12 protein-coding genes are annotated in these 11,786 nt (G+C 70.0%); all 12 read right to left on the minus strand.

The features are described 5' to 3' along the window. Window positions 1-6 precede the first annotated feature (6 nt). Entirely contained in the window at window positions 7-1,602 is a 1,596-nt protein-coding gene (locus E4F61_RS02920) for a glycosyltransferase (protein WP_133478175.1), read from the minus strand. Beyond that, on the minus strand, window positions 1,583-3,358 hold the full coding sequence (locus E4F61_RS02925) for a hypothetical protein (protein ID WP_133478176.1): 1,776 nt from the start codon (window positions 3,356-3,358) through the stop codon (window positions 1,583-1,585). The genes E4F61_RS02920 and E4F61_RS02925 overlap by 20 nt, the downstream gene beginning before the upstream one ends. A gap of 62 nt (window positions 3,359-3,420) precedes the next feature. Then, the gene (locus E4F61_RS02930) at window positions 3,421-5,619 is read right to left on the minus strand and encodes a secretin N-terminal domain-containing protein (protein ID WP_162301381.1); all 2,199 of its coding nucleotides are present in this window, start codon (window positions 5,617-5,619) and stop codon (window positions 3,421-3,423) included. Continuing rightward, window positions 5,616-6,134, minus strand: coding sequence for a hypothetical protein (locus tag E4F61_RS02935; RefSeq protein WP_133478178.1), 519 nt, complete (start codon window positions 6,132-6,134; stop codon window positions 5,616-5,618). Before E4F61_RS02935 ends, E4F61_RS02930 begins: the two co-directional genes overlap by 4 nt. Beyond that, complete coding sequence (locus tag E4F61_RS02940; protein WP_133478179.1) at window positions 6,121-6,633, minus strand: GspMb/PilO family protein; 513 nt, start codon at window positions 6,631-6,633, stop codon at window positions 6,121-6,123. The genes E4F61_RS02935 and E4F61_RS02940 overlap by 14 nt, the downstream gene beginning before the upstream one ends. A 71-nt stretch (window positions 6,634-6,704) precedes the next feature. Then, window positions 6,705-7,577 (minus strand): hypothetical protein, encoded by an 873-nt coding sequence (locus E4F61_RS02945; protein WP_162301382.1) that lies wholly within the window; start codon window positions 7,575-7,577, stop codon window positions 6,705-6,707. A gap of 121 nt (window positions 7,578-7,698) precedes the next feature. Further along, on the minus strand, window positions 7,699-8,778 hold the full coding sequence (locus E4F61_RS02950; protein ID WP_162301383.1) for a type II secretion system minor pseudopilin: 1,080 nt from the start codon (window positions 8,776-8,778) through the stop codon (window positions 7,699-7,701). After that, complete coding sequence (locus E4F61_RS02955) at window positions 8,775-9,338, minus strand: type II secretion system protein (protein WP_133478182.1); 564 nt, start codon at window positions 9,336-9,338, stop codon at window positions 8,775-8,777. The genes E4F61_RS02950 and E4F61_RS02955 overlap by 4 nt, the downstream gene beginning before the upstream one ends. Next, entirely contained in the window at window positions 9,338-9,763 is a 426-nt protein-coding gene (locus tag E4F61_RS02960; protein ID WP_162301384.1) for a PulJ/GspJ family protein, read from the minus strand. Before E4F61_RS02960 ends, E4F61_RS02955 begins: the two co-directional genes overlap by 1 nt. Further along, on the minus strand, window positions 9,760-10,158 hold the full coding sequence (locus E4F61_RS02965; protein WP_238382774.1) for a prepilin-type N-terminal cleavage/methylation domain-containing protein: 399 nt from the start codon (window positions 10,156-10,158) through the stop codon (window positions 9,760-9,762). The genes E4F61_RS02960 and E4F61_RS02965 overlap by 4 nt, the downstream gene beginning before the upstream one ends. Continuing rightward, window positions 10,133-10,576, minus strand: a complete 444-nt coding sequence (gspG, locus tag E4F61_RS02970) for a type II secretion system major pseudopilin GspG (RefSeq protein WP_133478185.1) — start codon at window positions 10,574-10,576, stop codon at window positions 10,133-10,135. Before gspG ends, E4F61_RS02965 begins: the two co-directional genes overlap by 26 nt. Before the next feature lie 10 nt (window positions 10,577-10,586). Beyond that, window positions 10,587-11,786: a type II secretion system F family protein gene (locus tag E4F61_RS02975; RefSeq protein WP_133478186.1), complete on the minus strand. Its 1,200-nt coding sequence runs from the start codon at window positions 11,784-11,786 to the stop codon at window positions 10,587-10,589.

Consider the following 11,786-nt stretch of genomic DNA (forward strand, 5'->3'; position numbering starts at 1 on the left):
GGGGGACTACGCGAACGGAATCGTGGCCCGCTCGGCGAGCCGCATGATATCCGCGAGCGCCGCCTCCGCGGTGATGTCCGTCGTCACGGCACCTAAGGTATAGCGCGCGACGCGCTCGGCCGGCGCGCCGATCCCGAACACGACGAGCGGCATCTCCATCGCCATGATCTCGTCGGTTACGAAGGAATACGTTTCCGGGCAGACGGACGGCATCAGGCACACGTCGACGCCGTATCGCTCGAGAAGCTCGGGAAGGTCATGCGGAACGAACGCGCCGTGCACGTGCAGCGCCCGCGAGGCAGCCGCATTGGACTGCAGCGTGCCGAACACGACGATCCGCATCGGCAGTTGCCGCGCTTCGACGAGCGCGGCCAGTGCGTGCACCACGTCCGAGCCTTTCGCGCGGCTGATGTTGCCGATGACGCCCACGGTCACGACGTTGGACGCGACTCGCCGGACAGGCCGCAGATGGGAGAGGTCGGGGCGATGCGGACGCAGCTCGACCCGGAATAGGTGGGAGCGCTCCGGATAGGCCCGCGACAGGATATCGACCGACACCTGCGAAAACGCGACGATGCGATCGGCGGCCGTCAGGAGGTCCGCCCATCCCTCGCGCCACGCCCGGTTATCGGGCGGCGCGGGGAAGCCCAGCAGATTGGCGGCGTTGCGCGGCAGGCACGCGCGACACGCGTCCGGCGCGGGGACGCCGCAATAACGGCCGTCCGCGTCGATCAGCGTGAATGCGGGGCATACCGAGTGGAAATCGTGCAGGTAGAACACGAGTTCGCCGCCCGCCGCGCGACGATCCACGCACCACCGCACGATCGCGAGCGGATCGTCGAACGACACCAGGTTGTTCACTTCGATCGTTGCGATGCGAAAGCGCGACAACTCGTGCAGCAACCGCTCGACGGTCGGCGCGCGCCGCTCGCGCGTCCGCCTGCCCGGGCGCATGAGCGACAGGACGTAGTCCAGGCGCGCCACGTCCGGACTGACACGAAGCACCGCGCGGCCTTCCGCCAGCAGACTTTCGATGCGTGCGTCGCGGAACGCGTTTGCGCCCCCGCCCAGTGCGTGATCGAACACCACGGTGAGGGGCGTGCCGATCCAGCCGGCGAGATAGAACGCGACCGACTCGGCCATGCCGCGCACCGACGCCTGCGCGCGACGACCGACCGCGCGTGCGGCCGCCGCCAGGCCGATCTCCCGAAGCCGCGCAGGGATTCCACGCAGCCCGCGGCCGGGGCGGTCCTGCAGCGGAAGCGAGGTGACGGGGATGGCGAACTCGTGCATCCGGCCGTCCCGGAGTCGCGCGACGAAGCGCGCCGATCCGCCGAAGTCGACGGTGCCCGCCAGCGAGCCCATGAGCATGAAGCCCGCATTTCCCGCATGCGCGACGTCCGGAAACACCGCGGCCACGTCGGCGCGCGTCGCACCTTCGACGCAGGCGATGCTCGCGACGCCCCCGTCGAGGAGCGGCAGCTCGAGCGCGGCGGTCGCGACGAGCGCATCGGTGTCGAGGAACCACCCCCAACCGAACACGCGTCCATTCCGTACGGTCAGCGCATCGATGGCGAGATGGCTAGTCACGTTCGACGCCACCGGTCAGGCGCGCGAGACGTCTGTACGCCCACCAGAGTCGGGAACCGCGTATCCGCGCGAGTTCGGTATGCGCGTCCGCGAGCGCGCGGCCGCGCGACTCGCCTTCGCGCCGGAGTCCGTGGATTTCGTCCTGCTGCGCTTCGGCGAGGCGCCCATGCTCCGAAACGGTGGCCCGCAGCGTATCGATCTCGACGAGGCGTTCGGCAGCAACTGCTTCGGCTCGCGCCAAGGCGTCGGCAAGGGCTTGCATCTCGTCCAGCCGTTCGTGCGCGAGCTGCTCGGCAACGGCCTTCGCCGACTCCAGTCGACCGATCAGGCCGAGGCGCTCGACTGCCAGTGTCTCGACGCGCGCGAGCGTGTCGGCGAGAACCTGCAGCTCCTGCAGCCGTTCGTGCGCGATCCGCTCGGCAACGGCCTTCGCCGCGTCCAGACGCTCGATGAACTCGAGGCGTTCCGCGGCGATCGCCTCCGCCTGCGATTTCGCGGATTCGAGTGCCGCGGTCTGCGCTGTCTGCGCCTCCAGCAGGCGTTCGGCCCGGCGCAATGCGTCCTCGCCGGCCGCGATGCGCGCATCGAAGTCGCGCAGATCGTGCTCGCGCTGGATCGCGAGAGCCTCGACCTGAGCCAACGCGGCTTCCACCTCATGGATGCGGTCGTGGGCGAGGTGCAGGTCCGCCTGCCCGCCGTCGACGAGCGATTCGGCGCGCGCCAGCGCCTCGGCCATCTGGCCGAGGCGTCCGTCGAGTTCGGCCGCCTGGTCGCCGTATCGCTTCACCAGCGCCTCGGCATCGGCGAGCGCGGCCTGGAGCTGCCGGTTCGCGGCGTCGAGTTCGGCGAGTTCGCGGACATGCTGCGATGCCAGCCCGGTCGCGCGATCCAGCGCCTGCTGCAAGGTCTCGGCACGGCGCTCGGCCCCGAGCTGCGCGTCGGCGGCGTGGCGTCGACGGCGATCGGCGCCGAGCGCGGCGGCGCCGAGGGCGTCGATCCACTCGCCCTGCGACGCCTCGATGCTCTCCAGACGCGCGAGCAGTCCCGGCAGCGCCTCCCGCCACGCCGGGGAGGCGAGCTCGGCGTGCGCGTCGAGCGCCAGCGCATGGATCTCGTCGAGCGCCGTCGACGCATCGACGAGGTGGTGCCGCGCCGACGGGTCGACGAAGTCATCCAGAACGCCCGGGTTGAACCGGATCGGAAGATCGAGCGCGGTGGCGACGTGCCGAAGGCACGCGGCCGGATCGGCGAGGAAACGATCGTAGGTCACCACGATGCTGCGCGGCGGCGCGTGTTCGGCGGCCTCCAGCGTGTGCCGGATCCAGAGCAGGTTGGCGGCGCGCGCATGCATCGCATCACGGCGCGCGAGCGAGGCCGCGACTTCGTCCGGGTGTCGCAGGACGAGCAGCCCGAGCGGCTCGACGCCGTCGGCGCCAAGCACCCTCAGCCACAGGGGAAGCAGGCGGCACATGCGTGGGTCCTTCACCGCCCACACGGATTCGCCGCGAAAGGGAGCCAAGACCCGGGACGCGATGGCGTCGGCGGCCTCGCCGGCGGCCGGGGATGCCTCCCAGCCCCCGGGCAGGCGACGGACGTCGTCCCAGGCTCGCCCCAGCGCCGCCAGGAGTCCCTCGTCCGCGAGCACCGCGTCCGCGTGCTCGAAGTAGCCGCCGGGGTTGTCGGGAGCGCCCTCGATCAGACGGTCGCCCAATGCGATGCCGCATCGGCCGAGCGCGCCGGCGACGGCCGACGTTCCGGAACGATGCATTCCCAGGACCAGCAGTGCGCGGGATCCGCCGGGCCCGGGGAATGTCGGCTCCGCCGCTGTCGTCATTGTCCCTTCGGCCGCGGCGGCAGCGGCTTCGGACCCACCGGTGCTCCCGACTGCGCCGGCAGATCGATCAGGTCGAGGCGGTCGCCGATCGAACGCGTGAGCGCGGCGGCCTGCGTATCCGATTCGACGATGTACGGGACGATCATCAGCACCAGTTCCGTACGCGTGCGGCCGCGCGTCTGCGTCTTGAACAGGTTGCCGACCAACGGCACGTCCTTGAGCAGCGGAACGCCGCTGGTACCGTTGTTCTGGCGGCTCGACATCAAACCGCCGATCAGTATGGCGCTGCCGTCGCGCAGGCTCAGGTTCGTGCTGACCGACCGATTGAAGATCGAAGGCGACTTGACCGCCTCGTTCGCGCTGAGCGGCAGTGCTTCGCTGACTTCCTGCCGCACCTTCAGGTCGATGCGGTTGTCGGAATACACGATCGGCTGGATGTTCAGGATGATGCCGGTTTTGCGGTACTCGATGGACTGCAGCAGGTTGGACGTGCCTTCGGTCTGTTGGACCGAGGCGGTCTGCGTGGTGACCGTCGGAACCTCGGTGCCGACGTCGATGCTTGCTTCCTCGCCGCTCTTGACCATGAGGCGCGGAGTCGACAGAACCGTCAGCCGGTTGTCCTCGGCATAGGCCTTGAGTTGCGCGCGCGCTTCACCGCCCACGTCCAGCAGATAGGTCAGGCCGGAGAACACCTTGGCCGCCGTACCGGAACCGGAACCGGAATTACCCGACCCGAGGGTTCCCGACGTCACCGTGCCGTGGAACCGACCGAGATTGGCGCTCTTGGCGAGCCAGCTGACGCCGAATTCCTGGTTGTTGTCGAGCGTGACCTCGGCGATGGTCACTTCGATCATCACCTGACGTGCCGCGCGATCCATCTGCTTCACGAGCGGCAGCAAACGCGACCAATCCGCGGCGGTACCCTGGAAAATGATGCCGTTGCGCGGTGCGTCGAGGACGAGTTGATTGGCACCGGCAACCGCGCCGCCGCTGGTCGGCTGCGGTGCCACGGCGGTCGTCGACGTGGGCGCGGGCGCGCCTGCCGTGATGGTCTGTCCCGACACGGACTGCGCCGCCGCCGCATTGCTCGCCGCGGCACGCACGCCGCCGAGCGTCGCCACGATGTCCTCCGCGCGCGTGTTCTGCACCTGGTAATAGAAGAGGCTGTTACCGCTGGCGGTCGGATTGGGGCGGTCGATGGTCTGCGCCCATTCGATCGCGTGGTCGAGCACCGCACGCTCCGCGGCGAACACCAGCACGGTGTTGGCCTGCGCGATCGGCAGCACGATGACCGCGGCGCTCTGCACCACGCCCTGCCCCGTGTGCAGCGACGCGCCGTAGCCTTCCGCGACCAGCACGTCGACGAGGCGTCGACCGAGCTCGTCGGCCGACACGAAGGCGGGCTCGAGCCGGGTGCTGACGCGCCCGCGCATGTACGGCCGATCCAGCACGCGGATCGCGGCCGCGGCCTGGGCGACGATGTCGGGACGGCCATACAGGACGACCGCGTTGCGGTTGAGGTCGTCCTGGATCTCCAGTGCGTCGGTCTTGAAAGCCGTCCGCAGCCACTGGTTGACGTCGGACGTGCGCACCGACTGGAGTTCGACCAGCTGGAACACCGGTCGATGCGACACCGGCACTTCAGGCAGGGCGCGCCCGCTCATGAAGAGCGGCGGCTCGAACGTCGTGCCCTTGGCGTCGCGCGTGAAGAACAGGCGGCCACTCTCGTACGAGGTGCTCACGCCATAGGTCTGGAGCACCCGTGTCGCCAGCCGGTAGAAGTCCTGCGGCGCCTGCGGCCCCGACGTGCGCAGCGTGACGAGGTCGGTCATCTTCGCGACCGCCGGGTCCATCTGGAACGTGGTCTTCAGCACGTTGCCGAAGAACTCGTTGATGAACGTCGGGACCGGCACGGCCTCGATGTTCACATTGATCGGCTGCCCGCGAAGCGGCGGAATGCCCGCGGTCGTCGAAACGCCCGAGATCGCCGCGCCGCCGTTGGGGGGCACCGGCGTATCGGACTGCTGCAGGCTCGTCGGGCGTCGCCCCGCCTCGCCGATCACCGTCACGTTCGACGAATTGGCCGCGTCCTTCCGCGGCGACTCCACCGGCGGCGGAACGTCCACGCGCACGGGCTGGGCGCACGCGGCGAGGGCAAGGGCGCCCACGATGGGGACGACACGGAGGGTCTTCATTTGGCGGCTTGATCCGGTGACTTGCTGGGCGCCGCCGACGAAGCGGCGGCACACGAACCGTCGACGGGCGAATCCGTCGAGGAATAGAGGAGCCGTTCGAACCCGCATCCGTCCCTCACGAAGGTGAGGCCGTTCGCGCCAATCGCCCGGAGCGTGCCGCCGTCAGGCAGTGCATCGCCGACCTTCAGATGCAGCGATTCGCGGCCGGATCCGGCGGCGACCAGGGCGATGGGTTCGGGAAGGCTCATGATACCGATAAGTTTCCATGACGCCGCCTTAACAGTGGCGGCGCCGGCAGTCGCTCCCCAGATCGGCGCCGCACGCACCCGGCTGAACTCGGGTTCCGTGACGCGTGCCACGGCCTGCGGACCCGGTACCCGCCAGCCCCGCCGGGCCGCCGCGCCGGCGCCCGGCGATGCAGGCGGAATGATCGCCCCGATCGCGAGTCCGACCAGGGCGCCGCCCACCAGGGCGACCGCGATGCGGTGCCGCAGCACCCGTTCAAGGCGCGACATCGCTTCCCCCGCCGATCCGATAGAAGAACACCACGGTCAGTGAGAACGTGCGGTTCTCGCGGTTCAGCACGCTCGACTGCTCGATCACCGCGAGCCGCGACGAGGACTCGATCGCCTGCATCAGCTGCACCACCTGCGCGGGGTCCGCCGCGCCCGACAGGACGACGGGCACCCGCCAGAGTCCGTGATTCCCCTCGACTTCCGCCGGCGGCTGCGTCGCGATCTGCACCTGTCCGCCGACGGCGGCGGCCCGGTCGCGTGCCCAGGCCTGCACCTCGGCCTCGGCGATGCCCGCCGTCGCGGCATGGCCGATCTGGGCCTGCAGGCCCTTGCGCAGGCGCGCCGCCGACTGAGCGCGTTCGAGCCACTCGGGCTGCCGCGCGAGCGCACGCAGGGAGCGCATTTCGGCAACCCGTTCGGCGTAATCCGATGCCAGCCGACCGCGCAGGTCGATCAACGCGAGCAGCAGGTAGGCAGCCAGCAGCATCGCGATCAGCACGGCAGCGATGCCGAGGCGCGGATTCGACCGGAACTGCCGCGCGATATCGTCGACGATACGTGGAACCGTTCTCAAGGCAGATCCCCCGCGACGGTGGCCTTGATGACCATTTCGTCCGGTCGTTGGCCAATGTTGACGCTCACGGCCTCGAGGTACGGCGAGTCCTCCAGCGTGCGCACGAGCGTCCGCGGATCGCCGCCCGGCAGCCTTACCGTGGCCTCGAGCGACGTCGGATCGGGCGTCCGCCACTCCAGAAGCGTCCAGCCGGCGGGCAGCATCTGCGTCAACGCGGCGAGCAGGCGAACCTGCCCGGCCGCGGGCCGCAGCGCCAGCAGGTCCGCCGCCATGCCGGCGTCGGCTTCCGCGGCGTCGCGTGCGACGCGGATCTCGTGGACGAGCTGTTCCTGTTTCTTGATCGCGCGCTCCAGGCCGGCCCGCTCCACGAGGATCCGCAGCATCGAGCCCGCCGGAACGCAGAGCACCGCCGCCGCGAGGGCCAGCGCGATCGGTGCGAGCGTGGCACGGTGGCGCGCGAAGTCGAGGGATGCCCCCGACTGGCGGCGCGTCCACGCCGCGTCCGCGAGCGGCGCCACTGCCGACGCCGGCAGTTCCGCGACGGCACCGAGCCCTGCGCCGCGCCGGAACATGTTCCAGATCGCCAGGTCGGGCGGCGCCGGCCACCAGACGCTGGCGGTGAGCAGCCCATTGCGCCACACGCGGCCTTCGACGCCTTCATCCATTTCGACGAGGTCGGCCCCGGCGTCGAGCGCTTGGCCCCGGAACAGCGATTCGGGCAGGAGGCGTCGCGGCAGACGCTCGCCGGACATCCGCGCAGGCTCGAGCACCGCGCCCGCCGACCAGGCCCAGACCATCACGCGGTCGCCGATCCATTCCGTGTGGAAGGACGGATCGGGGAACGGCGCCCAGCGCCGCGCTTGGCCCAACGCAAATGCCTTGCGACGCCCGGAGGGGACGCCGGCGCCATCCAGGACGGTGTAGGCGCTCAACCCACGCGCGACGATCCAGTCCCCCGCGCCGGTGCCGGCGCGGACCTGCGCGACACCGTCAAGGCGGCGAAGCTTCAGGCCGGGCGAAAATCGTCGCTGGACTCGCGCGGACCACGCCTTCAGCCGCTCGATCATCGTTGGGAAGCGCAAATTCGTAATCCTCGCGCCAGGGCCGACCGCCCCGGTCGAACGGAGTCAGCGTCCAGTGCAGCACACGGGTGGCCCCTCCCCTGGGCGACGAAAGCGCCAAGGTGCCGGAGTCCATAGGATACAGGGACAGTAGACCTTCATCGCCGAGCGCGGCCCCGAGGACCTGGTACACCGAGGTCATGGAGGTGAAGGGCCTGAGCCTGCGGGCGTCGACGATGCGTTGGGCCATCGCGGCGTCGATGCCGGGAATGGACCGGAGGACTTCGGCGGACGCGGTGTTGGCATTGATCGAGGCGGACCGGACCGTCGTCAGCGTGCGCACCAGGTCGGCGTCGCTGATCCGCGCCAGCGCGAGGTCCCAGCCCATCACGCGCCGCAGCTCGAGCGGCGTCACAAGGGGCCGGTTCGTGGGCGGGCGACGCCGTTGCGACGCGTAGCCGTCCTGCTCCGCACTGTTGAGCCGGTAGAGATCGTCGGGATCCTGATAGTCGGCCAGCAGATTGGCGAGCCTCACGGCGGCGGCGGCCTCCGGCTTTCCGGTGGAATCCAGGTAACGCTCGATCGAAGACGCCGGCACCCAGTTGACGGGCAGCCGGCCGCGGTCGTCCTGCAGGGCGAAGCGGACCTCGCCCGACCCGGCGTACAGACTGCCGTCCAGCGTGATCTCGTTGCCGACCGGCATCAGCGACAGCGCACCCGCGTCATCGCCTGCCCCCGCCGCGACGCGCTCGTCTTCGCTGAGCGCCACCCGGCTGTCGACGGTGAGTCCGCCGAAGGTGCGGCGCTGGGTGAGCAGCAGGTAGGTGACGGACGCGCGCGTGTCGGCCATGTCCAACGCATCGAGCATCGCCTGCTGGCGATCGCTTTCCTCGTCCCGCAACCGCTGCACGGTCACCGCAACGCCCGACGCGAGCAGCGACAGGATGACCAGGATCCCCAGCACGAGGACGAGGATGAATCCGCCCTGGGACGAACGCCCGCGACTCATTCGCGTTCCATCTCGAACACGTCCTTGCGCGGCTCGAGCGGCCCGAGCACCGAAGCGAGCTCGACCTGGCCATCGCGCAGCAGCGCGACGGACGCCGGCAGCGGTGTCTGCGCCCCGAGCGCCGGAGGCCATTGCCGGGACGTCTCGCCGTTCGCGGCGTAGTACAGGAAGCCGGGCGCTTCGGCCGCCTCGATCGGCGCCGACCAGCGCACCTGCCCGTCCTCGGAATATTCGAGCGCCCACCGATCGCCGTCGCGTTTGAAGGCCCACTCGACGTCGGCCGGTGCACCCGGCGTTCCGAACAGGGGATTCAGCGTGGTCGCCACCAGCCGTTCCGTGGTTCCCCGCAGCGGCGCGCCATCGACGGCCACCAGCCCGTGGATGCTGTCGGTGAACCACGCCTGCACCAGCGCGCGACGGTCGATGCCCGCGGCCTGCGCGGCCACGCGCTCGCGAGCGATGCGGTACGTGCCGAGCATCTGGAAAAGTGCAGCGGTCGTCAGGGAGACGATCACCAGCACCACCAGGGTCTCCATGAGCGTGAAACCCCGCGGGCGCATCAGAGATCGTCGTCCGGGTTGCCACCGACGTCGCGGTACCCCACCTGGCGCACGTCGAATGCGTCGACCTCACGCCCTTCTCTGAGCACCCGCACGTGCAGCTGGTACAGGCCGACCAGGAACGGGGTGGCCACGCCGACCTGCGTCACCGCGCGCCGCGGCGGCGCGACAGCCCGTGCAGCCCATTCGATGCGCAGGTCGCCGGCTGCGCGGCTGCCCGTGGCGTCCTGCATCGGATTCACCCGCCTGACCGCGTCCAGGGCGGCCGTCATGAGGGCCGAGCGTTCGCGACTTGCCTGCACCCGTTCCAGAGCCTGGATGTTGGTCGCGAGCCATCCATACAGGGCCACCGCGCCGAGGCTGAAGATCACCAGTGCGACGATGGCCTCCAGCAGGGTGAAGCCCGCCGAGCGAGACCGGCTCACTGCGCCACCTCGGTGTCGCAGAACGGCGCGGCCGCACGGATCGTCCACTCGCGGGCGCCGCGACGCAGAACGACGTCACCGCCTTCGCAGTAGCCGTTGCCCTGGACGCTCCACGGTTTCGGCACGGACACCGCCCACTCGTCGTCGAGCTCGAACGGGAGCCGAGTGCCATCGGCTCCCAGCGCGATGCTGCGCCCCGACGTGCGAGCGCGCATCGGAAGCCCCTGGACCTGGTCGCGCAGTCGGTCGACCGTGTCGCGCGATCGCCAGCTCTCGATGCCGTTGAGCAGGCTCGGCGCCGCCAGCGCGGCCGCCAGGCCCATGATCGTCAGCACGACCACGAGCTCCAGCAGCGTGAAGCCGGACGCGCTAGCGGGACGGCAGGCGGCCGACATCGGCATCGTTGCCCTCGCCGCCCGGCTTGCCGTCGGCGCCGTACGACCACAGCGCGAAGGGCTGCGTGCCGCTCGCCGTCGGCTCGTACTGGTAGGCATTGCCCCACGGATCCTCGGGCAGGCCTTCCTCGAGGTAGGGGCCGGCCCACCGCTTCGCGGCCTTGGGATCCGCGGGACGCTCGGCCAGGATGCCGAGTCCTTCCTCCTTGGTCGGCAGCCTGCCCAGGTCGAGACGCAGCGTCTGCACCGCACCGCCGAGCATCTTGACCTGCGTGTTCGCGGTCTGGACCTTCGCCTTCTCCGCCTGGCCGAACAGGCGGGGCCCGACGAGGCCCATGATCAGGCCGATGATGACCAGCACCACGATCATCTCCAGCAGGGTGAAACCGGACTGGCGGTTGGTTCGCATCACTTTCATTGAAGCCTCATCAGATGGCGAGATCGTTGGCGCTGGTGATCGCGAGGATGACACCGAGGATGATCGTGCCGATCACGGAGCCGATCACCAGAATCGCGGCGGGTTCCATCAGGATCAGGACCCGCTTCATCCGGCTGCGCCCTGACTCCTCGTAAAGCTTCGCGAGCGACCCGAGCATCGCCGCCAGGCGGCCGGAGCGCTCGCCGACCCGCACCAGGTTGTATGCGGTCGCGGTCATTACCTCGTGGTCTTCGAGCGCATCGGCGAGGCCGCTGCCGCCGCGTACCGCGCGTGCCACTTCGTCGAAGTGGGCGCGGCGCGACGGGATCGCCACGCCACCCCGCGCGAGCTCGAGCGCGCGCAGCAGGGGAACACGGTTGCCCAGCAGCGCCGCGAGTACCTTGGCCCAGCGCGCGGTGTCGGACTCGACGATCCACGGCCCGATGATCGGCAGTCGCGCAGCGCCTTCCAGCGCGCGCTCCCGTACGCCCGGGTTGCGGAAGGCCACGACGGCGCCGCCGATCACCGCCGCCAGGCCGCCCAGCGCGAGAACGAAATGGCTGCGGAACCAGACGCCGGTGCCGAGAACGGCCCACGCCAGGAACGGGAGATCGTCCGCACGCTTGAGCAGCGTGGCGAACTTGGGGACCACGAAAACGAACATGATCGAAACCGCGAGCGCGCCGGCAGCGACGAGCACCGCGGGATAGATCATGGCGTTGCGCATCTCGGCGCGGAGGCGGTGCTCGTAGTCCATCTGCGCCGCGGCGTCCGCAAGCGCGCGGCCGAGTTCGCCGGTCATCTCGCCGGCCTTGGCCAGCTGTCCCACGTAAGTCGGCATGGGCAGGCCGCTGCCGACCAGCGCGGTCGAAAACGCCTGGCCCCGCTGCAGTTCGCGCGAGATGACGGCGAATGCTTCACGCACGCGCGGGTGCGCGGAGGAGAGCGACTGCGACTGGACCGATTCCGCGATCGCCACGCCGGACAGGAGCATCGTCGACAGTTCCTGCAGGGCAAGCATCACGTCGGCATGGCCGAGCGATCGCTGGCGCGCAAGGCGCCCCTTGGCGACGCCCTCCTCATCGACCGTGACGACCGTCAGGCCGCGGCGCTCGAGCTGGCGTGCCGCCGCGCGATCGCTGGGTGCGCGCAGCACCCCTTCGATGGGCCGTCCCTCGGTGTTGATCGCCTGGTAAGCGAAACGCCTCAC

The organism is Cognatilysobacter segetis (genome assembly GCF_004359965.1).
Taxonomy (GTDB): domain Bacteria; phylum Pseudomonadota; class Gammaproteobacteria; order Xanthomonadales; family Xanthomonadaceae; genus Cognatilysobacter; species Cognatilysobacter segetis.

Excerpts from the sequence above, each read along its gene's own strand:
- E4F61_RS02925 (WP_133478176.1), bottom strand. The coding sequence starts at position 3,358 with ATGCATCGTTCCGGAACGTCGGCCGTCGCCGGCGCGCTCGGCCGATGC.
- E4F61_RS02930 (WP_162301381.1), bottom strand. The coding sequence starts at position 5,619 with ATGAAGACCCTCCGTGTCGTCCCCATCGTGGGCGCCCTTGCCCTCGCC.
- E4F61_RS02935 (WP_133478178.1), bottom strand. The coding sequence starts at position 6,134 with ATGTCGCGCCTTGAACGGGTGCTGCGGCACCGCATCGCGGTCGCCCTG.
- E4F61_RS02950 (WP_162301383.1), bottom strand. The coding sequence starts at position 8,778 with ATGAGTCGCGGGCGTTCGTCCCAGGGCGGATTCATCCTCGTCCTCGTG.
- E4F61_RS02955 (WP_133478182.1), bottom strand. The coding sequence starts at position 9,338 with ATGCGCCCGCGGGGTTTCACGCTCATGGAGACCCTGGTGGTGCTGGTG.
- E4F61_RS02965 (WP_238382774.1), bottom strand. The coding sequence starts at position 10,158 with ATGTCGGCCGCCTGCCGTCCCGCTAGCGCGTCCGGCTTCACGCTGCTG.
- gspG (WP_133478185.1), bottom strand. The coding sequence starts at position 10,576 with ATGAAAGTGATGCGAACCAACCGCCAGTCCGGTTTCACCCTGCTGGAG.